Annotated in this window: 23 protein-coding genes; 17 read left to right on the top strand and 6 right to left on the bottom strand. The window is 59.6% G+C overall.

Annotated elements, in window-relative coordinates:
- Positions 1 to 104 precede the first annotated feature (104 nt).
- From ACXAIC_RS07115 to rpmG, 9 genes are all read left to right on the top strand, one after another.
- Positions 105 to 884 carry a DUF3108 domain-containing protein gene (locus tag ACXAIC_RS07115; protein ID WP_475175134.1) on the top strand — a complete coding sequence of 260 codons (780 nt, stop codon included), beginning with the start codon at positions 105 to 107 and terminating at the stop codon, positions 882 to 884.
- A gap of 202 nt (positions 885 to 1,086) precedes the next feature.
- The gene (locus tag ACXAIC_RS07120) at positions 1,087 to 2,577 is read left to right on the top strand and encodes a VPLPA-CTERM sorting domain-containing protein (RefSeq protein ID WP_475175136.1); all 1,491 of its coding nucleotides are present in this window, start codon (positions 1,087 to 1,089) and stop codon (positions 2,575 to 2,577) included.
- 293 nt (positions 2,578 to 2,870) lie between these two features.
- Positions 2,871 to 3,542: a glycerol-3-phosphate 1-O-acyltransferase PlsY gene (gene plsY / locus ACXAIC_RS07125; RefSeq protein ID WP_475175139.1), complete on the top strand. Its 672-nt coding sequence runs from the start codon at positions 2,871 to 2,873 to the stop codon at positions 3,540 to 3,542.
- The gene (gene dprA, locus ACXAIC_RS07130) at positions 3,539 to 4,690 is read left to right on the top strand and encodes a DNA-processing protein DprA (protein WP_475175142.1); all 1,152 of its coding nucleotides are present in this window, start codon (positions 3,539 to 3,541) and stop codon (positions 4,688 to 4,690) included. Before plsY ends, dprA begins: the two co-directional genes overlap by 4 nt.
- A 290-nt stretch (positions 4,691 to 4,980) precedes the next feature.
- Positions 4,981 to 7,716 carry a type I DNA topoisomerase gene (topA, locus tag ACXAIC_RS07135; protein ID WP_475175143.1) on the top strand — a complete coding sequence of 912 codons (2,736 nt, stop codon included), beginning with the start codon at positions 4,981 to 4,983 and terminating at the stop codon, positions 7,714 to 7,716.
- Between the two features lie 62 nt (positions 7,717 to 7,778).
- Positions 7,779 to 10,031, top strand: a complete 2,253-nt coding sequence (rnr, locus tag ACXAIC_RS07140; RefSeq protein ID WP_475175330.1) for a ribonuclease R — start codon at positions 7,779 to 7,781, stop codon at positions 10,029 to 10,031.
- Positions 10,028 to 10,498 carry a DUF983 domain-containing protein gene (locus ACXAIC_RS07145; RefSeq protein WP_475175145.1) on the top strand — a complete coding sequence of 157 codons (471 nt, stop codon included), beginning with the start codon at positions 10,028 to 10,030 and terminating at the stop codon, positions 10,496 to 10,498. Before rnr ends, ACXAIC_RS07145 begins: the two co-directional genes overlap by 4 nt.
- Complete coding sequence (locus ACXAIC_RS07150; RefSeq protein ID WP_475175148.1) at positions 10,495 to 11,241, top strand: NUDIX hydrolase; 747 nt, start codon at positions 10,495 to 10,497, stop codon at positions 11,239 to 11,241. The genes ACXAIC_RS07145 and ACXAIC_RS07150 overlap by 4 nt, the downstream gene beginning before the upstream one ends.
- A 211-nt stretch (positions 11,242 to 11,452) precedes the next feature.
- Positions 11,453 to 11,620 (top strand): 50S ribosomal protein L33, encoded by a 168-nt coding sequence (gene rpmG / locus ACXAIC_RS07155; RefSeq protein WP_475175151.1) that lies wholly within the window; start codon positions 11,453 to 11,455, stop codon positions 11,618 to 11,620.
- A 697-nt stretch (positions 11,621 to 12,317) separates the two neighbouring features.
- Here rpmG and ACXAIC_RS07160 read toward each other — a convergent pair.
- Complete coding sequence (locus tag ACXAIC_RS07160) at positions 12,318 to 12,689, bottom strand: response regulator (protein WP_475175153.1); 372 nt, start codon at positions 12,687 to 12,689, stop codon at positions 12,318 to 12,320.
- Positions 12,690 to 12,823: 134 nt separating this feature from the next.
- On the opposite strand from ACXAIC_RS07160, the gene ACXAIC_RS07165 reads away from it, so the two are divergent.
- Genes ACXAIC_RS07165 through ACXAIC_RS07175 form a run of 3 tightly spaced genes read left to right on the top strand, consistent with a single transcriptional unit; the run spans position 12,824 to position 15,132 of the window.
- Positions 12,824 to 13,120: a DUF3572 domain-containing protein gene (locus ACXAIC_RS07165; RefSeq protein ID WP_475175155.1), complete on the top strand. Its 297-nt coding sequence runs from the start codon at positions 12,824 to 12,826 to the stop codon at positions 13,118 to 13,120.
- Positions 13,113 to 13,775 (top strand): hypothetical protein, encoded by a 663-nt coding sequence (locus ACXAIC_RS07170; RefSeq protein ID WP_475175158.1) that lies wholly within the window; start codon positions 13,113 to 13,115, stop codon positions 13,773 to 13,775. Before ACXAIC_RS07165 ends, ACXAIC_RS07170 begins: the two co-directional genes overlap by 8 nt.
- Positions 13,776 to 13,827: 52 nt before the next feature.
- Entirely contained in the window at positions 13,828 to 15,132 is a 1,305-nt protein-coding gene (locus tag ACXAIC_RS07175; protein WP_475175160.1) for a DNA polymerase IV, read from the top strand.
- 385 nt (positions 15,133 to 15,517) lie between these two features.
- Here the strand turns inward: ACXAIC_RS07175 and ACXAIC_RS07180 are convergent, their stop codons facing one another.
- Complete coding sequence (locus ACXAIC_RS07180) at positions 15,518 to 16,393, bottom strand: cell envelope integrity EipB family protein (protein ID WP_475175162.1); 876 nt, start codon at positions 16,391 to 16,393, stop codon at positions 15,518 to 15,520.
- A 287-nt stretch (positions 16,394 to 16,680) separates the two neighbouring features.
- On the opposite strand from ACXAIC_RS07180, the gene ACXAIC_RS07185 reads away from it, so the two are divergent.
- From ACXAIC_RS07185 to ACXAIC_RS07195, 3 genes are all read left to right on the top strand, one after another.
- Entirely contained in the window at positions 16,681 to 17,145 is a 465-nt protein-coding gene (locus ACXAIC_RS07185; protein WP_475175164.1) for a RidA family protein, read from the top strand.
- A gap of 32 nt (positions 17,146 to 17,177) precedes the next feature.
- Positions 17,178 to 17,951: a glycerophosphodiester phosphodiesterase family protein gene (locus ACXAIC_RS07190; RefSeq protein ID WP_475175166.1), complete on the top strand. Its 774-nt coding sequence runs from the start codon at positions 17,178 to 17,180 to the stop codon at positions 17,949 to 17,951.
- A 100-nt stretch (positions 17,952 to 18,051) separates the two neighbouring features.
- Positions 18,052 to 19,380, top strand: a complete 1,329-nt coding sequence (locus tag ACXAIC_RS07195) for a GNAT family N-acetyltransferase (RefSeq protein WP_475175168.1) — start codon at positions 18,052 to 18,054, stop codon at positions 19,378 to 19,380.
- A 13-nt stretch (positions 19,381 to 19,393) separates the two neighbouring features.
- On the opposite strand, the gene ACXAIC_RS07200 is transcribed toward ACXAIC_RS07195, so the two are convergent.
- From ACXAIC_RS07200 to ACXAIC_RS07210, 3 genes are all read right to left on the bottom strand, one after another.
- Positions 19,394 to 20,248, bottom strand: coding sequence for a GNAT family N-acetyltransferase (locus ACXAIC_RS07200; protein WP_475175171.1), 855 nt, complete (start codon positions 20,246 to 20,248; stop codon positions 19,394 to 19,396).
- A gap of 47 nt (positions 20,249 to 20,295) precedes the next feature.
- On the bottom strand, positions 20,296 to 20,616 hold the full coding sequence (locus ACXAIC_RS07205; protein WP_475175173.1) for an antibiotic biosynthesis monooxygenase family protein: 321 nt from the start codon (positions 20,614 to 20,616) through the stop codon (positions 20,296 to 20,298).
- Between the two features lie 142 nt (positions 20,617 to 20,758).
- Positions 20,759 to 21,694, bottom strand: coding sequence for a LysR substrate-binding domain-containing protein (locus ACXAIC_RS07210; RefSeq protein WP_475175175.1), 936 nt, complete (start codon positions 21,692 to 21,694; stop codon positions 20,759 to 20,761).
- Between the two features lie 120 nt (positions 21,695 to 21,814).
- Here ACXAIC_RS07210 and ACXAIC_RS07215 point away from each other — a divergent pair, with 120 nt between their 5' ends.
- Positions 21,815 to 22,000 (top strand): YdcH family protein, encoded by a 186-nt coding sequence (locus tag ACXAIC_RS07215; protein WP_475175177.1) that lies wholly within the window; start codon positions 21,815 to 21,817, stop codon positions 21,998 to 22,000.
- A gap of 35 nt (positions 22,001 to 22,035) precedes the next feature.
- Complete coding sequence (locus ACXAIC_RS07220) at positions 22,036 to 22,485, top strand: hypothetical protein (RefSeq protein WP_475175180.1); 450 nt, start codon at positions 22,036 to 22,038, stop codon at positions 22,483 to 22,485.
- A 113-nt stretch (positions 22,486 to 22,598) separates the two neighbouring features.
- Here the strand turns inward: ACXAIC_RS07220 and ACXAIC_RS07225 are convergent, their stop codons facing one another.
- Entirely contained in the window at positions 22,599 to 25,700 is a 3,102-nt protein-coding gene (locus tag ACXAIC_RS07225; protein ID WP_475175182.1) for an efflux RND transporter permease subunit, read from the bottom strand.
- Between the last annotated feature and the right edge of the window lie 11 nt (positions 25,701 to 25,711).

Genomic DNA, 25,711 nt, shown 5'->3' on the forward strand with positions numbered 1-25,711 from the left:
TAAATGGGGCGTTCAGGCTGCATTCAGGCGGTGCCGGGCTTTATCGGGCCCTCTGATCCGCAGCGCCACTTTGAGGCGCTGCCACTCATACCTGAGGAGCCCGCATGCGTCCGACCCTTCTTGTCCTCTTTGCCTTTGCTCTGAGCCTCAGCCGGGCAGAGGCCGCCGACCTTTACATCAAATACAAGCTCTATGCGGTGGGCCTGCCCATCGGATCGGGCACTGTAACCATCGATTTTGACAAGGATAGTTATGCCCTTTCGGCCAAGGGCGGCACGGCAGCGTTTGGCAAGCTGGTTTCAAACGGCAAGGGATCGGTCACCGTGCGCGGTAGCCTTGAGGGCGGCGCTCTGACACCGCAAGACTATGATCTCAAGATGACCAGCGATGATGACAGCGGCACGGTCTCCATACAGCTCAAGAACGGGTCAATCGACAAGGTGGCGGTAAATCCCCCCCAGGACCGGATGAACGAGCGGGTCAAGGTGACCGCCGCTCATCTGGCCAATGTGCTGGACCCGTTGACGGCGGCCGTGTTTCCCGCCCCCAAGGGCCTTGCCGCGGAAAGCTGCGACCGCACGCTCCGGCTCTATGATGGCAAGGAGCGCTATGATGTGCATTTGAGCTACAAGAGCAAGCGTGAGACCCGGACCAGCGATGGCCGTTTCAAGGGCAAGGTACTGGTCTGCCGGGCCCGCTATGAACCGGTCTCCGGACACCGGCCGAAACGCAAAACCATTCAGCAACTGGCCAAAAACAAGTCGCTGGAGATCTGGCTGGGCCAGATTGGCAAGACGCCTTTCCTGGTGCCTCTGCGGGCCAGCATCACAGCGCCATTTGGTCCGCTTGTCGTGGAAGCGGAAAAGTACAAGCTGTCCCGCTGAGGAACCGTTTCGCCAATAGCGGCAGTCTGGAAGCATTTGAGCGTCTGCCGGCAGGCAGGCGAGCCCGGCCGGGCGTTCCAAGAATTGCCCGGTCCCAATTAATTTTTGCCGCTGCATCATCTCCCAGACGGCATCGTCATTTTGACATATAAATGTCATCTCGCCTGATTATTGAAACACTTTATTAACTTTGGGGGTTCTGATGAAACGTCTTTTGATGACGGTTGCGCTCGCGGCTGTTCCTTTTTCTTTTGCGAGTTTGGCGCATGCCGATTGTGACGACCTGTCTCCGGGCAGCGGCGATACCGTCACCTGTTCGGCCACAGATGTGTTCGACGGACCGGACGCCATTGAAACGCGCGCCCTCAATGATGGCAGCAAGAAAGTCACGGTGAATGTCGAAACAGGTGCAACCCTGGACACCACGGCATCCGGCGACGACGCGATCAAGCTGAAAGACGAGAACAACACGGTCAACAACAACGGCACGATTGCCGGCGGGGATGAAGCCATTGTCGGCGGCAACAAGCTGAAAGTGGTCAATACCGGCCTGATCACGGCACAGGATCAGGGCATTGTTGGCGAAAACGAAGACGATAGCGACGCCAACGAAGTTCAGATCATCAACAGCGGCACCATCAAGACCGACGACCGAGCTGTCAATGTGGGCAGCGGCACGGATCTGACCGTAGAAAACACGGCAGGCGCACTGATCGAAACCCAGGATGAGGGCATTCAGGGGGGCGATGATCTGACGGTGCAAAACGCCGGAACCATTTCCGCCGTGGAAAAGGCCATTGACGCCAATGGGGACGGCGCCAAAATCACCAATGAGACCACCGGCGTGATCCAATCGTCCACGAACGAGGCCATTGAGGCCGGCGATTTCGCAGAAGTCGTCAACTACGGCGAGATCCTTGCCTTCGACGATGCGGTTCAGGTGGGTGAAAAGGCCACGATCGAAAACCATGGCCTGATCGCCAACACTCAGACCGCAGCTGATCTGGCGGCCGATCCCTCTCTGGAAGCTCAGGACGCGATTGATATCGACAGCGGGTATATCCTCAATACTGGTGAGATCCGTTCCACCACCAATTCGGCCATTGACTTCGACCCGGGCTCGGAAGGGTCTATTGTTGACAATTTGGGACTGATTACCGGCACAATCGCCGTCAACACCGATGATGCGGACACGCAAGGCCAGGTCATTGCCAATTTCGGCACCCTTGAAGGCACCAGCGGCACCGCGCTCTATCTGGGCGGCGGAGAAGACGCGCTGATCAATCTGCAGGGCAGCAAGGTCATCGGCGGCGCCGATTTCGGCACCGGCAACGACTCGCTGGTTTTTGACGCCGACTTTTTCGACCTGCCCGTCGGGTTCTTCGCAGGCGGCGCGCTGTTTGACGGCGGTGAAGGCGAAGATGATGTCTGGTTCCTGGGGCTTTTGACCAGCGACATTCTGGGGGTCTGGCTGGATAACGGCGCGCTGATCCTGCAGGTTCTTGGCCTTGGCGGAGACGCGACCTTGCGTCTGACCTCCTGGGAGAGCTTCCAGTTCAAGGATGGAACGCTCACCTATGACCAGCTCGTCGCCTCGATCCCGCTTCCGGCCAGTGCGCTCCTGTTCGGATCGGCACTCGCAGGCCTCGGCCTTGTTGCCCGGCGCCGCAAACGGACCGCCGCAACGGCCTAACGGCAGCGCCTGAAAACCAAGCATAGCTTTTCGGCCGGATGCGGGCAGCCTGATAGCCTGCATCCGGTTTCCGTTTGGCATGCCGAGAACGGCCTGAAACCTTTGTGGATTGCCCGATAGGCCTCTGACACGCACGCGACCTCAACCAGCAAAACGATCTTGGAGAGTAGTTCTCCTTCCGTCTTCGACATAGCTTTTCACGACCCGGGACTTGATCCTCCAATCCGCATCGCTACAGTGCCGCATCAGAAATCTGGAAGCTGGCATAAGAGCCGGCAAAGGAGACATTCCGCGTGACTGATCCGACCGGCTGGGAGCTTGCCTGGCTCTTCTATCTTGCCGCCCTTTTTCTCGGCTACCTTCTCGGCTCAATTCCTTTTGGCCTGATCTTCACGAAACTGGCCGGGCTCGGCGACATAAGAGACATCGGCTCGGGCAATATCGGTACGACCAACGTTTTGAGAACCGGGCGCAAATCCCTAGCTGCGGCAACGCTTTTGGGCGATGCGCTGAAGGGGACGGCGGCGGTTCTGATTGCCGGGCATTTCTTCGGCGGCCAAATGGCCCTGGTGGCGGGTCTTGGCGCGTTTCTCGGCCACCTTTTTCCGGTCTGGCTCGGTTTCAAGGGCGGCAAGGGGGTGGCCACCTATATCGGGATTCTACTTGGGCTTTATTGGCCCGCCGGGCTGATCTTTCTTGCGGTCTGGATCGGGGTTGCTGTCAGCCTGCGCTACTCCTCCCTCTCCGCCTTGACGGCAAGCCTCGTCACTCCGCTGCTGCTTTACATTCTTTTCCACAAGGTGGAGCTGGCAGAAATGGCCATGGTGATGACCGTTTTGCTATGGGCCAAGCACCATGAGAATATCGGCCGTCTCATGCGCGGCGAGGAAAGCCGCATCGGCTCCAAAGCCACACCGGCAGCAGGCACAGACGCGGAAGCCGATCCGGGCAACGGAGGCTCATGACAGCTCCCCTCGCCGCTCAGACGCGCAGCCTGTCCGACAACCAGCGTCTGGCTTGGCTGCGCCTGATTCGCTCTGAACATATCGGCCCGGCCACCTTCCGTGATCTTCTGAACCATGCCGGCTCTGCAGAGCGCGCTTTGGACCTTCTGCCGGATCTGTCCAAACGCGGCGGCAAGAAAAGCTACCGGCTGTGCCCAGAAGAAGAAGCGGCCGCCGAGATGGAGGCCCATCTGAGGTTTGGCGCCCGTCTGGTGGCCCTGGGCGAAGCAGACTACCCGCCACATCTCAGACACATCGACAGCCCGCCGCCCCTGCTCTCCGTCAAAGGGGGCGGTGCGCTTCAAAACACGCGCATGGCCGCCATCGTCGGGGCGCGCAACGCTTCGCTGTCCGGCCGCAAGCTCGCCGCCGCTTTCGCCCGCGGTCTTGGCGCGGAAGGCTTTGCCATTGCCTCAGGACTTGCCCGGGGCATTGACGCCAGCGCCCACGAGGAAGCCCTTGCCACCGGCACGGTGGCGGTGTTCGCGGGCGGTCTGAATGTGCTTTACCCGCAAGAACATGACCGGCTGCTTGCAGCCCTTCTGGACGCAGGCGGCGCGGCCATCAGCGAGATGCCCTTTGGCTGGAAACCGCGCGGCCGGGATTTTCCCCGGCGCAATCGGCTGATTTCGGGCCTTTCTCTCGGCGTTGTCGTGATCGAGGCCGCCAAGGCTTCCGGCTCCCTGCACACTGCCCGCTACGCGCTGGAGCAGAACCGGGACATTTATGCCGTGCCCGGGTCGCCGCTTGATCCCCGCTCTGAAGGCGCTAACAGCTTGATCCGGCAAGGGGCGGTTCTGGCCAGATCTGCAGACGATGTGCTGGAGGGCCTGGCCGGGCGGCTTGAGCCGGACCTGCCCCTGTTCAGCGGCATCACGGAGCCGGAGCGTCCCCTGCCCCCGCTGATGCCAGAGGCGCCGCAAGCGGACGGCGACGAGACCTTACGGGATCTCGTTCTGGACGCACTCGGCCCCACCCCCATGGAACTGGATGAACTGATCCGCTTTACAGGGGCCGAAGCCCGCGCGGTCAATGTCATCCTCCTGGAACTGGAACTTGCCGGGCGGCTCGACCGCCATGGCGGGCAAAAGATTTCCCTCCTGATGTGAGCGTGCCCCATTTCCGGCTGAATGGCCGCCCATGACGGATCCCTGTGATAGGCTCCGGCCGCATCCAGCCTTGGATGTTGACGGCGACCGGGTGGGGCTTGCATGCCTTGCCGGGCCCATGCAACAAGGATTTTTACCGCACAGACTTGCGGTATGAGATGGTCACTTGACCGCAGCAAGACAAAGGTCCATTTGACAGTCGGCGCATGATCCGTGATCGTCTGCGCCTGTCAAATCTCCTTCTTCACCGGACGGGGGCTCCGTTTCCGGCAAAAAAAATTTGGGTAAGAATGAACGTCGTCATTGTGGAATCGCCGGCGAAAGCCAAGACGATCAACAAATATCTCGGCTCCGACTACACGGTCCTGGCGTCTTATGGTCATGTGCGCGACCTGCCCCCCAAGGACGGCTCGGTGCAGCCGGACGACAATTTCGCCATGAGCTGGCAAGTGGACAGCAAGTCCCAGAAACGGCTCAGCGAAATCGCCAATGCGGTCAAGGATGCCGACCGCCTCATTCTGGCAACTGACCCCGACCGCGAAGGAGAGGCGATTTCGTGGCATGTTCTGGAAGTCCTGCAAAAAAAGCGGGTGCTGAAGGACAAGCAGGTCGAGCGCGTTGTGTTCAACGCGATCACCAAGAAGGCGATCCTGGATGCGATGGACAATCCGCGCCAGCTGGACACGCCCCTGGTTGACGCCTATCTGGCGCGCCGCGCCCTCGACTATCTGGTGGGTTTCACCCTCTCGCCGGTTCTTTGGCGCAAACTGCCCGGCGCCCGCTCCGCCGGACGGGTTCAGTCGGTTGCCCTGCGGCTGATCTGCGACCGGGAAATGGAAATCGAAGTGTTCCAGCCTCAGGAATACTGGTCGATCTTCGCCAATATGAAGACCCCGGCCGGAGACCTGTTCCAGGCCGGGCTGACCGGATTTGAAGGCCGCAAGATCGGCCGCCACGACATTGGCACGGAGGCCGAAGCCAGCACCATCAAGACGATGCTGGAAAGCGCCAGCTTCACCGTGGACAGCGTCGCCTCCAAACCGGCCAAGCGCAATCCCGCCGCCCCCTTCACCACCTCCACCCTGCAGCAGGAAGCCTCGCGCAAACTCGGCTTTGCCGCCTCAAGGACCATGCAGGTGGCGCAAAAGCTCTACGAAGGCATCTCCATTGGCGGCGAAACCTCCGGCTTGATCACCTATATGCGAACGGACGGGGTCCAGATTGCCGGAGAGGCCATCGCAGCCGCCCGCTCCGTGATCGGTCAGGATTTTGGCGACAAATACGTTCCTGAAAAGCCGCGCGTTTATTCGTCCAAGGCAAAAAACGCACAAGAGGCCCACGAGGCGATCCGGCCGACGGACCTGTCCCGCCGCCCGAAGGATGTGGCAAGGTTCCTCGATCCGGATCAGGCAAGGCTCTATGAGCTGATATGGAAGCGGACCATGGCCTCGCAGATGGAATCGGCGGTTCTGGAACGCACAACCATTGAAATTCTTGCAGATGGCTCCAGCAAAAGGGCCAATCTGCGCGCCACTGGCTCCGTTGTCCGCTTTGACGGCTTTCTGGCATTGTATCAGGAAGGCCGCGATGACGAGGAAGACGAAAATTCCCGCCGCCTGCCCGCCGTTGATGAAGGCGCGGCCCTGACGGCGGCTGCCATTGACGGCGAAAAAGAAGCGATTGAGGCCAGCCAGCATTTCACGACGCCGCCGCCGCGCTATACGGAAGCAAGCCTTGTGAAGAAGATGGAAGAGCTGGGGATCGGCCGCCCGTCCACCTATGCTTCCACGCTGCAGACCCTGCGCGACCGCGATTATGTCGAGCTCGACAAAAAACAGCTGGTTCCCCAGGACAAGGGCCGGATCGTGACCGCGTTTCTGGAAAGCTTTTTCCAGCGCTATGTGGAATTTGATTTCACTGCCAGCCTGGAAGAGCAGCTCGACAAGATTTCCGCCGGTGAACTGTCCTGGCTGGAGGTTCTGCGCAACTTCTGGACCAGCTTTTCCGGCACGGTTGACGAGATCAAGGATCTGCGTGTTTCCGAAGTCATCGACAATCTGAACGAATTGCTGGGCCCCCATATCTTCCCCCCAAAGGAAGACGGGTCGGACGCCCGCAAATGCCCGAGCTGCGACAGCGGCCAGCTGTCTTTGAAGGTCAGCCGCTGGGGCGCCTTTATCGGCTGTTCCAACTACCCCGAATGCGGCTACACCCGCCAGCTCGGCAAACCCAATGGGGATGGCGCAGAGGCCGATGAAGGCCCGAAAGTGCTCGGCACCGATCCGGAAACCGGGCTGGATGTGTCGCTGCGCACCGGCCGGTTTGGCCCCTATGTGCAGCTGGGTGAAGAAGCCAAGCCGAAACGGGCCTCCCTACCCAAGGGCTGGTCCGCGCCGGACATGGATCTGGACAAGGCCCTGCAGCTTCTTTCGCTGCCCCGAGAGGTCGGCCTGCATCCCGAAGACGGCAAGATGATTACCGCAGGAATCGGCCGCTATGGCCCGTTTGTGCTGCACGAAGGCACCTATGCCAACCTGTCCTCTCCGGACGAGGTATTCTCTGTCGGGATCAACCGGGCGGTGGATGCCCTGGCGGAAAAGCGAGCCAAGGGCGGCGGCCGCCGAGGCGCGGCGGCAACCCCGCTGAAAGAACTCGGCGAGCATCCGGAAGAAGGCGGGCCGGTGAATGTCTATGACGGGCGCTACGGGCCTTATGTCAAACATGGCAAGATCAACGCGACCCTGCCGAAGGAGACGGACCCGAAAGCCGTGACCCTGGAACAGGCACTGGAATTGATCGCGGCCAAGGCCGCCAAGGGCGGTACCAAGAAAAAGGCGGCCTCAAAGAAACCGGCTGCCAAGAAGACAACGGCCAATAAGGCCAAGGCGGAAACCGGCACAGACGACACAAAGACAAAAAAGCCCGCAACCAAAAAGGCTGCGGCAAAGAAGACGGCTGCGGCGAAATCCGCCAAAGCCAAGGTGGACACGTCGTCGGAAGAGGTTCCCTGGGATGATGCGACTTGAGCGCCAAAAAACTGAACACCCGTAAACACACCAAACGCAAACACAGCAAAGTGCCCGGCGAGATGCCCTCCCGTGAGGACATTCTTGCCTTTGTGGCCGACAATCCAGGCCGGGCCGGCAAGCGGGAAATCGCCCGCCATTTCGGCATCATAGGCGGCGCCCGCATTCATCTGAAAAAGATGCTGAAGGACCTTGCCGACGAAGGTCTGGTTGAAAAGCGCAACAAGCGCATGCTCCGCCCGGGAGATTTGCCGCCTGTCTTTGTCGCCGGTCTGATTGGCCGGGACAGTGACGGGGAGCTGCTGGCAACCCCGCTGGACTGGGACGAAGAGGCTGGCCCCCCACCCAAAATTCTGGTTCTGACCGGCAAGACCAAGGCCACTCAACCGGGCGTTGGTGACCGGGCGCTGATCCGTCTTGCCGAAGCCGAGCCCGGCCCGGAGGCCGACCATGTGGCCCGGGTCATCAAGGTGCTGGAAAAGAAGCAGGGCGCCATTTTGGGCATTCTGCGCAAGCGGGGCGGCAACCGCCCCCCCTATCTGGAGCCCATCGACCGGAAACAGCGCGAACTGGATGTGGACCCGACGGACCTGAAAGAGGCCGATGACGGCGACTTGGTCAGTGTCCAGATCTCCCGCTCCGGCCGCTACGGCCATCCGCGCGCCGCCATTGTTGAGCGCTTCGGATCAATGAAGTCCGAAAAGGCGGTTTCGGAAATCGCGCTGCATTCACATGGTATTCCGCACGTCTTTCCAAATGCAGTCGAAGCTCAGGCAGAGGCCGCCAAGCCCGTCGAAAAACTCGGCAAACGGGAGGACTGGCGCCAGATCCCGCTGATCACCATCGATCCGGCCGACGCCAAGGACCATGATGACGCGGTCTTTGCCGAGCCCGACGACGGTCCCGGCAACAAGGGCGGCCATGTGGTCTATGTCGCCATTGCCGATGTGGCCCATTATGTTACCCCCGGCTCGCCCATGGACCGGGAAGCCAATATCCGCGGCAATTCGGTCTATTTTCCCGACCGGGTGATCCCGATGCTGCCGGAGCGCATTTCCAACCAGCTATGCTCTCTGCGCGAAAAGGAGGACAAACCTGCGCTGGGCGTGCGCATGGTCTTCGACAGGACGGGACGCAAGCTCAGCCACAGCTTCCACCGGGTCCTGATGCGCTCGGCAGCGAAACTGTCCTATCAGCAGGCTCAGAAGGCCATTGACGGCCTGCCGGATGAAAAGACGGAAACGCTGCTTGATGGCGTGCTGAAGCCGCTCTGGGCCGCCTATGGGGTCCTGAAGGCCGGCCGGGATGCCCGCGAACCGCTGGAGCTGGATCTGCCGGAGCGCAAGATCAAGCTGACCGAAAACGGCATGGTCGACCACGTCTTCGTGCCCGAGCGGCTCGACGCCCACAAGCTCATCGAAGAATGCATGATCCAGGCGAATGTGGCCGCCGCCGAAACCCTGGAAAAGAACAAGAGCCCCCTGCTCTACCGTGTCCATGATGCCTCGACCCCCGAGAAGCTGGAAAGCCTGAAGGATTTCCTGTCGACGCTGAACATGAAACTGCCATCCTCCGGCGGCCTGCGCCCGTCTGTCTTCAACGGCATCCTGGCGAAGGTCAAGGACACGCCTCAGGCCCATCTGGTCAATGAAGTTGTGCTGCGCAGCCAGGCCCAGGCCGAATATACGCCTCAGAATATCGGTCATTTCGGGCTCAATCTGCGACGCTATGCCCATTTCACCTCGCCGATCCGCCGCTATGCCGACTTGATCGTGCACCGGGGCCTGATTTCCGCGCTCGGCCTTGGCAAGGACGGGCTGCCTGACGGCATCGAGAGCAAGCTGGAGACCATCGGTGCGGAAATTTCCGGCGCTGAACGGCGGGCCATGCTGGCCGAACGGGACACAATTGACCGGCTGATCGCCCTTTGGATGAGTGACCGGATCGGGGCGACCTTTCAGGGACGGATTGCCGGAGTGGTGAAATCCGGCCTGTTCATCCGGTTGAAGGACACGGGCGCCGACGGATTTGTACCCGCGTCCACGATCGGCCTTGACTATTACCGCTATGACGAAGGGTCGCATGCCCTCATAGGTGACAAAACCGGCGAGACCTACCAACTTGGGGATCAAGTGGAGGTCAGTCTGGTGGAAGCTGCACCCTTTGCCGGGGCGCTGACATTCGAGCTTCTCAGTCACGGACGGATCGCCGGCAAGAAGATCCGCAAGGCTGCGCCAAAGGCGCGGCGGGCCCCGCCAAAGGGCGGGCGAACCAGGACCTCCTCCAGCAACAAGGGGCGCAGGAGGTCCAAGTGACGGTTCGATATGATGTGAAAGACGGGCTTCAATCTCCGGCGGACCAGCCAGAAAAACCTCAACGCCCCGTCCTTCCGGCGATGCTGCGCGGGGCCAGCAACAGATGCATGAATTGCGGCCAAGGGCCGCTTCTGGAAGGGTTTCTGACAACCCGCCATGCCTGCCCGGCCTGCGGCGAGGCCTTCCACCATCACCGGGCCGATGACGCCCCGCCCTATTTCACCATCACCATTGTTGGCCATATCATCATCCCCGCCCTGCTGGCGGTTGAGATGCTGTGGCATCCGGCGATCTGGCTGCATATGACGATCTGGATCCCGCTGACGCTGCTTCTTACCCTTTCCCTGATGCGTCCGATCAAGGGAGCCCTCGTGGCCCTGCAATGGGCGCTCTATATGCACGGGTTCGATCCGGACGCGGAAGACGACTTCCCGGCGGTCCCTGCAAACCCGGACAGGACGTCATGAGCGGACAGTTTGAAAAACAGCTGGCCAAGGACGAAAAGGCTGGAAATTACCCCTATATCCGGCCGAAAGACGCGGCAACGCTGTTGGTGCTGGACCGGGATGCCGATGGCACAGTGCGGCTGATGATGGGCCGCCGGCATCAGCGGCACACCTTCATGCCAGGCAAATTTGTTTTTCCAGGCGGCCGGGTCGATCCGGGAGATTCGCGCATTGGCTATGTCCGCCCCTATCACCCGGATGTGGAAGCCAGACTGTCCCGGGACCTGAAAAACGGCAAGTCCCCGGCTCGTGTGCGCGCCTTTGCCCTGGCTGCCATCCGGGAAACCTATGAGGAAGCCGGGCTGTTTGTGGGCACAAAACACCAGGACAGCCCGCTGCGGCTGGGGACAGGCTTCGATGCCTTTGCCTCACGGGGCATTCAGCCGGACCTAGGGGGCCTGCGCATGATTGCCCGGGCAATCACCCCGCCCCAGAGGCCCCGGCGCTTTGATACGCGGTTTCTGGCCGTCTGGTCCGATGCCATTGCCGACAGGCTGCCGGAGGGCACAGGCCCCTCCGGAGAGCTTGAAGATTGCGCCTGGCTGACTTTTGACGAGGCCCGCGCCAAGGAATTGCCGCTGATCACCACCAAGATCCTGAGCGACCTGGAAGAGCGGCTCTCCGTTGATCCGGACCTGTCGCCGGACACGGACGTTCCGTATTACTTCTTCCGGAATGGCGCCTTTGTGCGTGCGCTTCTTTAGCCGGGCACCGGGCACGAGACCTTTGAACCGTCAAGATGCAGGAGCCTGCGGTTTTCTGTCCCTATTTCCACCGCAGGAACAAGCAATCGCTTGACTTTCACGCTGCGATGAGTAGGTTGCGCGCTGATTTCAGACATTGGGGCAGATTCCTCGCCAGCCAATCTGGCCATGAGAACCCTTTGCCCGACAACAGAGAACAGGATCCAAGGCCATGGCCAAGGCGACAACAATCAAGATCAAGCTCCTCTCCACGGCGGACACCGGTTACTTCTATGTCACCAAGAAGAACTCCCGCACGATGACCGAAAAAATGGTGAAGCGGAAGTACGACCCCGTCGCAAAGCAGCATGTGGAATTCAAGGAAGCCAAAATCAAATAAGGTTTGGCTTTTTGACCGCTTGCAAGAACCCGCCGCCCCGGCGGGTTTTTTGTTGATAAACCGGTCTTGAGATCCACCAGAAACACAACTGGGCTAAGACCAAGCACAGTTGCTCATGCCCCATTGCCCTTCAGCGGCCAGGCGCCTCGCGCCACCCGGTCTGGTTGACCGGGTAAACGGTGCCACGATCTCCGGTGGACGGAAGTAGGTCACCACATAGGGCAAGATCAATTGCGGCTTGGTAAAAAGTCGCCATCAGCAGATGCGGGCGGACCTGAAAGGTGGGAGAATGGGGAGATTAGTGGTCGGCGGGAACACGGTATTCGAGGAGGCCACTCATCGACCGGTTCCCTGCCGACCTGCCCCACGGACCCAGGAGATGCGGCGGACCTGAGCACTCCGAGGGGATACTGTCCCTTACTTGCGTAAGGTTTGAGAATTCACTGGAGCCACATTTGCAATGCTTCTCCAAGATGCGGCCACCCTACCCTATTGTTAGTCGAATGCAATATTTTCCGTGAAATATGCACAGAATCAGTTTGATTTTAGTAAATCTGTAACCTTAACGAGCGTGCCGGACACTGCAAACGCGGCGAAAGATAGGCAATTCTTGCCATAATCGACAGCCCAAGATTGAAACGTAAGTTGAAATCCACGTTTTGCTTGCTTCTGTCGCGTTTGTGCAACGCCAGCCCTTTCAGGCTTCTCCAAGAAAGGCGCGCACAGTCTCCAAAAACTTGGCAACGGAAATCGGTTTGGAAATATAGGCTTCACAGCCGCCCTGGCGGATCCGCTCCTCATCCCCTTTCATGGCAAAGGCGGTCACCGCAATCACCGGTATGGAGGAAATCGTTTCATCTTCCTTGATCCACTTTGTGACTTCCAGGCCAGAGACCTCCGGCAGCTGGATATCCATCAAAATAAGATCAGGATGATTGTCCCGGGCCAGCTGTAAAGCCTCGATGCCAGTGCGGGTTTGCAGGGTATTGTAGCCGTGGGCTTCCAGCAGATCATGAAACAATTTCATGTTCAGCTCGTTGTCTTCCACGATCAACACGGTTTTTGCCATACAGTTCGGCCCTTTGCCCGGTCATTGACCGGTCCCATTGTCTCAACCCAGTGTTCCACTGCGGTAGATCCCTGCCCCCACCCGCATTAGATTTGTTGTAACCCGGAATCGTTTCAGAAAGGCAAAAAAACACAATGAAAAAAGTGCATGGCAAGTCATTATCCGTTGAAGATGCTCAGGGAATTGCCACAGACGCCCTGCTTCAGCTCAGCCGCGACCCGGAGCTGATTGGCCGGTTTCTGGCATTTTCCGGGATTGGTCCGGAGATGATTCGTACCGCAGCGAGCGAACCGGGCTTTCTGGCTGGTGTTCTGGAGTTCTACATGACGGACGAGGCGCTTCTGCTTGCCTTTTGTGAAAACACCGGCCTGCGGCCAACTATGATGGCCGCTGCACGTTATGCGCTTGCCGGAGGCGAAGAGGATGCCTGAACCCACCCCAGTGCTGCCGGAGGTCCTGGCCCAGATCAGAACCCTGCCGCCTTCGCAAAACCGGCTGATTGTCTGTGATGTGGATGAAGTGATCCTGCACATGATCCGGCATCTTGAAGACTATCTGGCCGCCCGCAGCCTGTCCTTCTTGAAACACGAATACAAATTCACGGGGAATATCGTTTCGGTTGCGGATGGCAGCGTGCTCTCCGCAGACGCGGTGCGCGCGCACCTGAATAGGTTTTTCGACGAAGTCAGCGCTGACCAGGACATGGTCGCTGGCGCGGACACGGCCCTGAACAGCCTGGCCGGCGCGTGGGACATCGTCTTTCTCACCAACTTGCCCGGCGGTCACAACAAGCCCGTGCGCGAAAAGCTTCTGGCCAGCCTTGGACTGTCCTATCCAGTGCTGACCAATCGCGGTCCCAAAGGCGGTGCGGTTGCAGCCCTGGCCGCCGGGCGGTCCGGACCGCTGGTTTTTATTGATGACAGTCCGGTCAATCACGTTTCGGTCATGGCCTCGATGCCTGACGCCTGCCAGATTCAGTTCATAGCCGATGACCGGTTCCGCAATGCGGTTCCCCCTGAAGCCCATATCGATCTTCTGACGGGCGACTGGCAGGAGACGGCGCACTTCATCAGCGCTATTCTTTAGCCTGTTTTTTCATGAGACGGGTGCTGGATGCCCGCAAAGGCAGCGAACCATCGTGAACGGCACCAAGGCAGACCGAAGCGCCCTGTGCCGGGACTGCGGCAGCAGATCCCGCGGCCCTGCCGCGCGCTGCCCGTCCTGCGGCAGTCCGCGCCTTGTCTGCCATCCGGAACTGGACGCCCTCTCCATCGCTCATATCGATTGTGATGCGTTTTATGCCTCTGTTGAAAAACGTGACAAGCCTGAGCTTCAGGACCAGCCCGTCATCGTTGGCGGGGGCAAGCGCGGGGTGGTGTCAACCTGCTGCTATATTGCGCGCATCTACGGAGTGCGCTCCGCCATGCCCATGTTCAAGGCGCTTGAGGCCTGCCCGGATGCGGTCGTCGTCAAGCCGGACATGGAAAAATACGCTAAGGTCGGTAAGGAGATCCGGGAGCGCATGCGCGCTCTCACCCCGCTCGTTGAACCGCTTTCCATCGATGAAGCCTTTCTGGATCTCACCGGAACACAGCGCCTTCACCAAGCCAGCCCGGCCGAGACCCTGGCCGCCTTTGTCCGGGGGCTTGAAACAGATATCGGCATCTCTGCATCAGTGGGTCTTGCCCCGAACAAATTTCTGGCGAAACTCGCCTCCGATCTGGAGAAACCCCGAGGCTTTTCGGTTATCGGCGCGCAGGAAGCCCGGGCTGTTCTGGCGCCTATGCCGGTTGGGCGCATCTGGGGCGTTGGCAAAGTGTTTCAAAAGACCTTGGCCAGGGACGGGATCAAAACAATTGGCCAGCTGCAAACCATGGACGCAGCCGATCTTGCCCGCCGCTATGGTTCCATCGGTCTGAGGCTGGCGCATCTGTCCAAAGGCGAAGACGGTCGCTCTGTTACCCCGTCCCGAGGCGCCAAGAGCGTGTCCAGCGAAACCACTTTCAACACGGATATTTCGAGCCTTGCGACCCTGCGGCCGGTTCTGCGGGACCTGTCCGAAAAGGTCTCGGCACGCCTGAAAAAAGCGGGCCTTTGCGGGCGCGGCATCACCTTGAAACTCAAGACGGCCGAGTTCAAGACCATTACGCGGGCCCGGCACCTGGGCGATCCAACCCAGTTGGCCGACAGGATTTTTTCCGCTGGCGACGCGTTGCTGGAGCATGAGGCCGACGGCCGCCGCTTCCGGCTGATCGGCATTGGCGTCAGCGATCTGGAGCCCTCGGAGCGGGCCGATCCTCTGGATCTGGTCGATAAAGGCGCCGAACGTCGCAAGAATGCGGAGCTTGCCGTCGACAGGTTACGGGAAAAATTCGGCAAATCGGCTGTCGAATTGGGTCTGACCCATGCGGCCCGCCCCTCGGGCCGTCACGGCAAAGGGTAATTCCAACCTCAATAGATAGGAACCGATCTGACCGTGTTTGGGGACTGTTCGGCAAGGAGCAGGTTGCAGGGCGATATGGTTTATCGTTCAAAACCTGGGACGCAGCTGAACAGTCCTCAAACACGGCCTCGGTGGCCTGCTCCGGCCCGCCGGACTGCGTTGCGCCGCTTGAACGGCCAAAAAGGCCGTCCTGCGCAACGCGCCTTGCCGGCCAATCCGGACCAGCGCCATCAGATGGGGTTCTATCTATTGAGGTTGGTATAAGGCAAGCCCCGTTACTTCGCACTTGCCTATAGCACCGGGCGATCAGTCTGCCTGCAGTCACAGATTTCAACGCAAACACAACACGGTTCTGTTCTCATCGAACGCGGTGTGTTTAAGAAGATCAGTCCTGCGCGCAGCCGCTGTCTTCGAACATTTCCAGCTTTTCCATCTGGCCCTTGATGGAGAAGTCCCCGTAGTCCAGGGTCAGATGCCGGCTGACGCCATTTTGAAACAGCCGGAAGGACAGCTGATAGACCGGCGTCAGTTCCCCCGTTGCATCTTCATCTGACGGATCGAAATAGGCGACGGTTACCGGCCAGTAACTCATACCCGCCAGCGGCGCGTCAGGATCCTTGTCCGCTTTGACAGCGGCAGCATGTTTTTCCGCGCCGATCACGGTCGTCGTTGCATAGACCTTTTCACCGGTTTCCGCCCCATCATAAATATCGGCCGCAATGAAGGGGACCTTGTCCTGAGCCGCCTTCAAGATGGACCGCAAATGTTCGGTCGGGAACAGCACATCCCGGCCGATTTCGAGCGACTTTTCAGACGGTTCCTTCAGTTCGATTGTCTTGGCCTTCGTCCCGGCCTTGGCCGTGCCCCGGGTTTCCTCCACCAGTTGCTGATTGACGTAAGTCTTGGACAGGAACTGATAACTTTCCGCTTCCGGCTCTTCAAAAGATGTTGTCTGAAGATCGGTGACCTGGGAGCCGCCATCAGTGTTCTGGAACCGGGTAACAAACCGGAAGCTCACGCTATAACCATCACAGGCATTGCCGGAAAACTCATAGACCATTCGTCCGCTGAGCCCCGCAATGCCGGAGCCGTCTTCCTTGTCGCCCAGCTTCATGTTGTAGACTGCGCGATGCGGTGCCAGCTTGATCCCGGACGCAGCCCCGGTTCCTGCCGCGACTGCGCTTTGCGCTGAGAAAGGCGCAGCCGCAATCAGGGCGGCAAGAGCACTGGCGACGGACACGGACTTGAGAACACGCTGCATCAGAATTTTCCTATTCACACATGGCCAGACCTGCTGCGCACAGGCCCGCCAACCCTTATTATGCGACTATCCGCCCCTTTCGCCACACAGAAATGCCCTTGGAGCCCAAAAGCCACGGCAAAACGTCTTGAAACAAAACCCTGAAAAATCGGCGAGAGAGAGGCTGTCCCTTTAAGTCAATCTTCTGCCAGTGCCTTGGACCCGCACTGCTCCGCCGCCGGATTTGACCTTGTCAGCAGCAGCGAATTGCTCCAAGACATCGCAAAATCCAAAAGCGGAGCCTCCCCATGAGCACCATTGAAACCCGTTTGACCGCGCTCGGCGTCACCTTGCCGGAAGCCGCAGCCCCGGCGGCCAATTATGTGCCCTCCCTAAAGACCGGAAATCAGCTTTTTGTGTCCGGGCAGCTGCCGATGGCAGACGGCAAGCTGAAGATCACCGGCAAGCTTGGCGCAGAGACGGATCTGGAGGCAGGCAAGGAGGCGGCCAAGCTCTGCGCCATCAACCTGCTGGCCCAAGCCAAGGCTGCCACCGGGGATCTGAACAAGGTTGTCCGTCTCGTCAAGATTGTCGGGTTCGTCAATTCCACGGCAGAGTTCACAGACCAGCCCCAGGTGATCAACGGCGCCTCTGATTTTTTGGTCGAAGCCATGGGCGATGCCGGCCGTCACGCCCGCTCTGCGGTAGGTGCCGCCTCCCTGCCCTTTGGCGCTTCGGTCGAGATCGAAGCGATCTTTGAACTCGCGGACTGACACAAACGGTCCTATTTCAGAGCGATTGCGCCATGACATCCGAGCTTGAAACCATCTTCGCCCGTCCGGTCGCCCATCGCGGGTATCATGATGCTGACAATGGTATCATCGAAAACAGCCCGTCGGCGGTGTCAGGGGCGAAAGACCGGACCTTTGGCATTGAGGTCGATGTTCAGGAAACTGCCGATGGGGAAGCGCTGGTCTTTCACGACTATACGCTGGAGCGGCTGGCCGAGGGCACGGGCAAGGTCATTGACTGGCACTCAAAGGATCTCACCCGGATCCAGATGAAGACGGGAACGGACAAACTCTGGCTGCTTCAGGATCTGTTTGATCTTGTGGACGGCAAAGTGCCTCTGGTCATCGAGATCAAGTCACTGATGCGCCGCGACGCTCAAGGAGATTTTGCCCGGCATGTGACGGATCAGGTGGCCCGCTACCAGGGCCCGGCCTGTCTCAAGACCTTTGACCCGGACCTGCTGGGCCACATCAAAGACCACAACAGTGCCGTCTTGCGCGGCATTGTTGCCGACGGGGCCCAGCCCGGGCCGGACTATGCCCGTTTCGGGCGCACCGACCGGTTCATTCTGCGGCACATCCTGCACGCGCCGCGCACCCGCCCTCATTTCATCTCCTATGGGGTGAAGGATCTTCCCAAGGCCGGTCCGAGCCTGCTCCGGTCCGTATTCAACCGCCCGCTGATGGCCTGGACCGTCAGAACCCGCGAGCAGCGGGCCATCGCAGCCCGCCACGCGGATCAGATCGTGTTTGAAGGCTTTGATCCGGATGCTGCGGACAAGGTCTGACGTCTCCGGCTGGGGTACACCCGTTTCAGCGCCCCCTCTTGCGCTGCAAAATGACAGCGCTACATTTTAAGCAGATCCCCAACTGTGGTTGCCTTGACGCATGACTTCATCCCCGACCGAGGAAAACAGCACTCCGGACGCTAACAGCCCCGGAGAGAACTTTTCCCTGCGCATCCTGTCCTGCCTTCAGGATATCGCCCCGAAGACATGGGACGCCGTGGCCAATCCGGGATGGGAGCTGGGACCAAGCGGGAGCCTGGCGAGGAGGCCCGCCTGTCCTCCGGCGGAGGCATCTGACCTCACTGGACTTCTGAACGGGAATTCTCAACCATTTTCTGAAGTTTCTTCATTCAATCCTTTCTTATCTCATGCTTTTCTTGACGCCCTTGAAGCCTCTGGCTGTGCAACTAAAGATACGGGCTGGCTGCCGCGCCATCTTCTGCTGGAAGATGGTTCTGGCCGGGTCTCCGGGGCGGTTCCGGCCTATCTGAAAAGCCATTCCCAGGGTGAATATGTATTCGACCATGGCTGGGCGGACGCCTTTTTCCGGGCTGGCGGCGACTATTATCCGAAGCTGCAGATCTCCGTGCCATTCACCCCGGCCACCGGCCGCCGTTTTCTCACAGCCCCCGGTTTGAACAGGGACGCCGGGGTTCAGGCGCTGGCCGCCGGGCTGGTGCAATTGTGCAGGCGCACCGGGGCGTCCTCCGTCCATGCCACCTTCCTGACGAAACCGGAATGGGACAGTCTGGGAGAGCTTGGCTATCTGCAGCGGACGGACCAGCAGTTCCACTGGGAGAACAAGGGCTATGAGAGCTTTGACAGCTTTCTGGACGACCTTGCCTCGCGAAAACGCAAGGCCATCCGGAAGGAACGCCGGGAGGCCCTGAGCGCGGACGGAATCGAGGTGGAATGGGTCACAGGCTCCGATCTCACCGAGGCCCATTGGGATGCGTTCTACCAATTCTATATGGACACGGGAGCACGCAAATGGGGCCGCCCCTATCTCAACCGTACCTTCTTTTCCCTGATCAATGCCCGTCTGGCAGACCGCACGCTATTGGTTCTGGCCAAACGCCATGGACGCTATATTGCCGGAGCGCTCAATTTTATCGGCTCCGACACTCTTTTCGGGCGCCATTGGGGGTGCACGGAGGATCACCCGTTTCTGCATTTTGAACTCTGCTACTATCAGGCGATTGACTTCGCCATCGCCAAGGGTTTGAGACGGGTGGAAGCCGGTGCTCAGGGCGCCCACAAGCTGGCCCGCGGCTATATGCCGGCCACCACCTATTCCGCCCACTGGATCGCCCATGAGGGGCTTCACCAGGCGGTCGCCGACTTTCTGGAACAGGAGCGCTATGCGGTGGAGCGCGAGAATGAAGCCCTGGCAGACCATGCGCCTTTCAAGAAAAGCACATCGGACTGAGCGCGGCGTGTCCTCAGAAAACGAGATGCATTTCCTGCTGGTAGAGCAGATCCTCAGCACCCGCCTTGTCCATGAAGGCATTCACCGCAATTGAGCCCGCATCCACATTGACAAAGCGCAGGAAGTCCGCGTCAATGGCCTGTTTCAGCGCTGACAGCAGGGACGTCCCGATGCCCTTGCGGCGGTGCACCTTGTGAACCGCAATCTGGGCCAGAGCTCCATCGGGATAAATGGCGGCCCAGCCCAGCAGCTGGCGGCCCTCCCGCGCGCCCACCAGATGGACCTTGCCGCCAAGCGCCTTCAGCGCCTCCCTGCAATTCTGCGGGGTGGGCAGCGTATCAAAATAGACGCTTTCGTCCTGAGGAAGATCCTGCGCTGCCACCTTTTCCAGCGTCACGGAGGGCGCTCCCTGGAGGCCGGGGACCTGAAGCGGAACCCTGCAGACCCGCAAGGGCCGGTGGTCCACAAATCCGAAGGTCCGGTAGGCCTGCACCGCCTTTTCATTGGCGTGCATGACCTCCAGCTGAAGGCCCTTGGCAGCAGCATTTTGCTGGCGCTCGGCGACAGCTTTCAAGAGCTGCCGGGACAGGCCTTTCCGGCGGTGCGCCGGGAGCGTGCCCACCGATACGGTGTAGGCCCGCCCTGCATAAGCGCCAAGCGGGACCGTGGAGAACCAGAATGCGGCTATGTCGTCTCCCTGCCGGGCCACGAAAGAGAATTCCGCAGAAAATCCACGCTGTTTCTGGAAATCGACGAATTTATCAACCGTCTTGCTGAGGGGTACGGGATAGTCGGCAAATGCCTCGTTCATGGCCGCACAGAGCCGCCCAGGCTCAAGGCCCTGGCAATCGGTGATGGTATAAGACATGGTGGTCCGGAGAATTGTCTGTTTGGAAAACTGATGAGTGTCAGGCGTCAGTTAAAACTTTCGGCGACATCATACATGACCGGTTCAAAGCTTTTGCAAAGCGCATGGATACGCCGGTTGCGGTCACGCATTTCCGGCGTGCGCAGCATCGCCAGAAAATCCTCTCGCCGGCGCCATTGGGAGTAGTTGGCAATCCGTGTCTGGGCATCATTGACATGCAGCCCTGTGCCAATAAATCCCGGCTGGTGCCGGATGAACTCTTCATAGGCGTCCTTCAGCTCGTCGAGAAGATCGAAACAGGTTCCCGGTGTCATTTCGAACGTGGTGATAACAGTCTGGCAATCACTTCCGCTGGATATCTCAGGCATGGGTCTCCTCCTCCTCTGCCCCGACGCTACGAGGCTGGCACGATTTTACAGGTGCAGCAAGCACGTCCCCGGCCCTTATCCCAAGGCGATATCCAGATCCGCAGGCAGGTGCACCTTCACCCTGTTCTTAATGACAGCCCCTTCAGCGTAGTGCCGCCTCAACGCCTTGTGCACGCATGCTCTCGACAGCCTCAAGCGCAAGGGACAACAGTTTCTCGTAATGGGACGCACGGGAACTGCCGCTGCGCCAGACCAGGTACATGATCCGGCGCATGGCAATTCCATCCACTTTTTTAAGAAGGAGATTGGGTTCCTTGGCGAATTCAGAGGCAATATAGGCGGCCGGAAACAGCGCCAGCCCCATGCCAATCGAAGCCATCTGGCGCAACGCGTCCAGACTGGTGCCCTCATAGTCCTGCAGGAAGTCGGCTCCGGCGGCCCGGGCAAGGGCCTGAACGTCATTGTGCAGCCGGAAGCCCTGCCCCAAGGACAACAGTTTCTCGCCCTTCAAAAGCGAGACCGGCACCACATCCAGACCGGCAAAGGGATGGGACAGGGGCACGGCCAGACGAACATCTTCCCGGCAGAGCTCACGCTCTGCCAGCTGGGCAGACGGGGTGATGTCCGGAGAGATGATACAATCAAGGGCGCCGGACGCCAGCCCGTCTTCCAGAAGGTTCGGCCGGTCCTCCCGGATATAGAGTTCCAGATCGGGAAAGGACCGTTTGAGAATCGGCAACAGATACGGCATGAAATACGGACCGAAGGTCGGTGAGACGCCAAGACGGATCAGCCCACCAAGATTGGAGCGCCCTGCCTGGGCTTCGATCACAATTTCGTCCAAACTTTCCAGCGCCTGCCGGGCCAGCGGCAAGAGCCGTTCTCCAGCCGCCGTCAGCGCAATACCACCATTGCCCCGTTCCAGCAGACTGCTGCCCAGCTGCTCTTCCAAGAGCTTGAATTGTGAGGACAAAGTCGGTTGGGACACATGGCATTTTTCCGCCGCCTTGCCGAAGTGCAAGGTCTCTGCCAGGGCGATGAAATAGTCAAGCTGGCGGGGGGATGGCCGGAATCGCATGCCGTCTCCTCTGGTCAATAGATTTCTTCTATTGATGTGATACAAACAATGTATTTCTTCTATGTCAATTCCATCCCATATCGTGGGTAGCAACAACAGCTAACGTTACGGAGATAGGCGATGTACAACCGTTTAAAATCCCTGCGCAGCCAGCACAACACGCTGGACAGCCTGATTCGGCGCGAGGAGTTGCATCCCTATCCCGACACCCAGCACATCCGGTCCCTGAAGAAGTTCAAGCTGCGGCTACGCGATGAAATCTCAAGGATTGAAACCGGTCTCAACAGCAACCGTCTTGCCTACTGACACCGCTTTACGGCCCCATTGAAAGGAGGAGCCTCATGACCCCGTTCTGGCCCTGGATGGCATTTTACCGAAACGCCCTGATCATGGGTCAGCTGACCGCGCTTGGGCCGGCCGGACAGGCCCGCAGGAAAGTCTTGCAGACCGAGGCCGATCACGCGGCAAAGTCATCGGGTGATGGGGCCAAACCGGAGAACGCTGCGTCAGGTGCGCCGAGTGCCCCCAGAAAGGCACCACGCTCTGAGTACCCGCGCAGATCTGTGTCCCAGATGCCAGCACCGGTCCCGGCACCTATCAGGACGCCCCTGCCCACGTTCTTTCCTGCGATGCAGCCTGGCCTATCCCGCAAAGCCCGGCTGCTGGATCTGGAAGCACGCATGACGTCCTTCCTGTCTGAAAAGCAGGTGTCGAGCACCAGCTGCCCCAAGGTGCTCGACAACATCAAGGTCGCCAAGTCGACCGTCCAGCGTGAGATGGCTGCCGGTTGACAGCCCGGCCCGGGATCTCCTTCCGAAGCCCGGAAACGCCACACCGCTGGATCAACCCGTCCGCGCACAGGCCACGCGGACGGGTTTTTTTCTGAAGCGAACCGGCTGAACCGTCAGGCCGGGCTGGCCTCGCCAATGCCCGCGCCCCGTCCTGTCGCGCCCTTTTTCGCCGGACGGACCCGGAAAAACAGGGCATAGAGCACTGGGGCAGCAATCAAGGTCAGCACGGTCGCAAAGGCAAGCCCGCCCATGATCGTGACCGCCATGCCCCGGAAGAACGCATCCGACAAAAGTGGTGCCATGCCGAGGATCGTCGTGACGGCCGCCAAAAGAACAGGCCGCATACGCGACACACTCGCTGTCACGATGGCCGGATATTTTTCCATGCCCTCTTCCTCGATCAGCCGGTCGATCTCTTCCAGCAGAACGATGGCATTCTTGATCAGCATGCCGGACAGGGACAGGAAGCCAAGCAGTGACATGAAGCCGAAGGGCGTGTCCGTTGCCAGAAGTGCAATCGCAACCCCGTTGATCGACATGGGCACCATCAGCCAGATGATCAGCGGCTGACGGACCGAGCCGAACAGCAGGATGGAAATGATCAGCATCACCAGAAAACCGAGCGGAAGCTGGGCACCAAGGGATTTCTGAGCGTCATTGGTGCTTTCATATTCGCCGCCCCATTCCAGAGCATAGCCGGGAGGGAGCGCCATCGCCTCGATCTGTGGCCGGACCCGGGCAAGGGCAGCCGAGGCCGTTTCGCCCGCCGTCGTTTCCGCCTTCACGGTCAGGGTCCGGACCCGGTCCCGCCGGTGGATCAGCGTGTCCTGCGGTTCCATGACGAATTCCTGCACCACCTGGTCCATCGGGATATAGCGGCGCTGACCGGTGCTCCACACCAGAGAGTCGGACACGCTTTCATTCACCGAAATGCCATGTGTTCCAGCCTTCCGGGCAACGATCGGAATGCTTTCATCCACATCCCGGTAGGCACCGGTCTGGACCCCTTCGGTCGCAAATTGCAGCGACAGGGACAGTTCTTCCCGGGTGACCCCGGAAATACGGGACCTGTTTTCGTCAAAGATCGGCCTCACAACCAGCTCGCGCTGGCGCCAGTCGGTGTTTACATCCGCAAGCTTGTTCTCCGGCAGGGAGAAGATCGCCTGGGCCTCATCGCCGAGCCGCTTCAGCACATTGGCATCGGGACCGGAGAAGCGGGCCTCGATCTTGGCTCCACCGCCGGGCCCGAAGACCAGACGTTTTGTGATCACCTGCGCTGCCGGGAACATTTCGCCGAAAGTCTTGCGCAGATCCAGCGCCAGCATGTTGATGTCATCCCGGCCATGGGTGCGGATCAGCATGTGGCCATAGGCCGGATTGGGATCTTCAGGCCCATAGGTGAGCATGAAGCGCGTGGCCCCGCCCCCGGCAAAACTCGTCACAGTCACAACCCGCTCATCTGCCAGAATGATATCCTCCATCGCCTTCAGATCGGCTTCCGTGGACCGGATATCTGTACCTTGCGGCAACCAGTAATGGATGTAGAAGATCGGCGTGTTACTGTCCGGGAAGAAAGCCTGTTTCACATTGCCAAAGGCCATGACACAGGCCACCGTAATGCCTATGAGAGCGGCTACTGTTAGAAGGCGCACATGCAGTGCAGCCACCAGAAAGCGGCGGTAAAGCGCATAGAAAATGCCCTTGTAGGGATCATGCCCTTTCAGATCTCCGGTCGCGGTGCGGAAGAAATACTTGCCGAAGAGCGGTGTCACCGTGACGGCAAAGACCCAGGACAGAAGCAGGGAAATACCAATGACCGCAAAGAGGGAGAACAGGAATTCCCCCGTTGCGTCCGGGGACAGGCCAATCCCGGAAAAGGCCATGATGCCAATCACGGTTGCCCCCAGCAGCGGCCACTTGGTCTGACGGACGACCTGGCTGGCCGCATCAATGGCTTTCTGGCCCCGCTGCATATTGATCATCATGCCTTCGGCGACCACGATCGCATTGTCGACCAGCATTCCCATGGCAATGATCAGGGCGCCAAGGGAGATCCGCTCCATTTCAATGGCAAAGATGCGCATGAACAGGACCGTTGCCATCACCGTCAAAAGCAGCACAGTTCCCACCACCAGCGCCGCCCGCCAGCCCATGAAGACCGCCAGGACGGCGATCACGATCACGACGGAGGCAGCCAGATTGAGAATGAAACCGTTGACCGAGGCATCCACCACAACATTCTGCTCATAGATCGGGTGGATTTCCATGCCGACCGGCAATTGCGCCTCGATCTGGGCGAGTTTGTCGATGACCCGGTTGCCGACCTCGACGATATTGGTACCGTCCACCTGTGACACACCTATAGTGACCGCCTTGTGGCCGTTGTGGTGGATCAGACGGTCCGGCTGCTCCGGTTCCCCCAGTTCCAGGGTTGCGATATCGGACAGGCGGATCATGGCCGTGGAGCCGGCCCGGCCGATCACCAGATCCTGAATGCCCCGGAAGTCATCAAAGGCAGACGGGGTCATGATGCGGATGCGAGCCTGGCCTGAAATCGCCGAGCCATTGGTCTGAATGCTGTTTTCCGCGTCCAGAACGCTGACAATATCGCTCATGGAGATATCCAGTCCGGCCATCTTGTCCTGATCGACATTCAGGTAGATGACATCTTCCGGTTCGCCGGCAATCTCCACTTTGCCAACCCCCGGAACAGCCAGCAGCTCCCGCCGGATCCGTTTGACCGTGTCGCGAATGTCCCGGTTGGTGTATCCGTCAGCGGTGAAGGCGTAAAACAGCCCATAGACATCGCCATAGCTGTCATAGACCAGCGGGGTCTGGGCGCCTTCGGGAAGGTTGCGGATCTCGTCGCCCACTTTCCGGCGCAGCTCATCCCAGACCTGAGGCAATTCGGTACCGTCATAGGTTGGTTTGATTTCGACACTGATCCGCGACAGGCCCGGCTCGGACACGGATCGGATCTTGTCCAGTTGCGGCATCTGCTGGATCGCGGTCTCCAGAATTTCGGTGACTTCGTTTTCCACTTCGGCTGCCGTGGCACCGGGATAGGCCGTGATGACCTGGGCTTCCTTGATGGTGAAAGCGGGGTCTTCCAAACGGCCCACGGAGGTCAGCCCCCACAGCCCGCCCAGCAAAGACATGACGACGATCATCCAGGTGTTGACCGGCTTCTGGATGGAGTAGCGTGCAATATCCAAGGTGTGTGATC

Source organism: Roseibium sp. AWQ4_254 (assembly GCF_056161025.1).

Coding starts and splice junctions, on each gene's coding strand:
- ACXAIC_RS07115 (WP_475175134.1), top strand. CDS start 105: ATGCGTCCGACCCTTCTTGTCCTCTTTGCCTTTGCTCTGAGCCTCAGC.
- ACXAIC_RS07120 (WP_475175136.1), top strand. CDS start 1,087: ATGAAACGTCTTTTGATGACGGTTGCGCTCGCGGCTGTTCCTTTTTCT.
- dprA (WP_475175142.1), top strand. CDS start 3,539: ATGACAGCTCCCCTCGCCGCTCAGACGCGCAGCCTGTCCGACAACCAG.
- topA (WP_475175143.1), top strand. CDS start 4,981: ATGAACGTCGTCATTGTGGAATCGCCGGCGAAAGCCAAGACGATCAAC.
- rnr (WP_475175330.1), top strand. CDS start 7,779: ATGCCCTCCCGTGAGGACATTCTTGCCTTTGTGGCCGACAATCCAGGC.
- ACXAIC_RS07150 (WP_475175148.1), top strand. CDS start 10,495: ATGAGCGGACAGTTTGAAAAACAGCTGGCCAAGGACGAAAAGGCTGGA.
- rpmG (WP_475175151.1), top strand. CDS start 11,453: ATGGCCAAGGCGACAACAATCAAGATCAAGCTCCTCTCCACGGCGGAC.
- ACXAIC_RS07160 (WP_475175153.1), bottom strand. CDS start 12,689: ATGGCAAAAACCGTGTTGATCGTGGAAGACAACGAGCTGAACATGAAA.
- ACXAIC_RS07165 (WP_475175155.1), top strand. CDS start 12,824: ATGAAAAAAGTGCATGGCAAGTCATTATCCGTTGAAGATGCTCAGGGA.
- ACXAIC_RS07170 (WP_475175158.1), top strand. CDS start 13,113: ATGCCTGAACCCACCCCAGTGCTGCCGGAGGTCCTGGCCCAGATCAGA.
- ACXAIC_RS07180 (WP_475175162.1), bottom strand. CDS start 16,393: ATGCAGCGTGTTCTCAAGTCCGTGTCCGTCGCCAGTGCTCTTGCCGCC.
- ACXAIC_RS07185 (WP_475175164.1), top strand. CDS start 16,681: ATGAGCACCATTGAAACCCGTTTGACCGCGCTCGGCGTCACCTTGCCG.
- ACXAIC_RS07190 (WP_475175166.1), top strand. CDS start 17,178: ATGACATCCGAGCTTGAAACCATCTTCGCCCGTCCGGTCGCCCATCGC.
- ACXAIC_RS07195 (WP_475175168.1), top strand. CDS start 18,052: ATGACTTCATCCCCGACCGAGGAAAACAGCACTCCGGACGCTAACAGC.
- ACXAIC_RS07200 (WP_475175171.1), bottom strand. CDS start 20,248: ATGTCTTATACCATCACCGATTGCCAGGGCCTTGAGCCTGGGCGGCTC.
- ACXAIC_RS07205 (WP_475175173.1), bottom strand. CDS start 20,616: ATGCCTGAGATATCCAGCGGAAGTGATTGCCAGACTGTTATCACCACG.
- ACXAIC_RS07210 (WP_475175175.1), bottom strand. CDS start 21,694: ATGCGATTCCGGCCATCCCCCCGCCAGCTTGACTATTTCATCGCCCTG.
- ACXAIC_RS07215 (WP_475175177.1), top strand. CDS start 21,815: ATGTACAACCGTTTAAAATCCCTGCGCAGCCAGCACAACACGCTGGAC.
- ACXAIC_RS07220 (WP_475175180.1), top strand. CDS start 22,036: ATGACCCCGTTCTGGCCCTGGATGGCATTTTACCGAAACGCCCTGATC.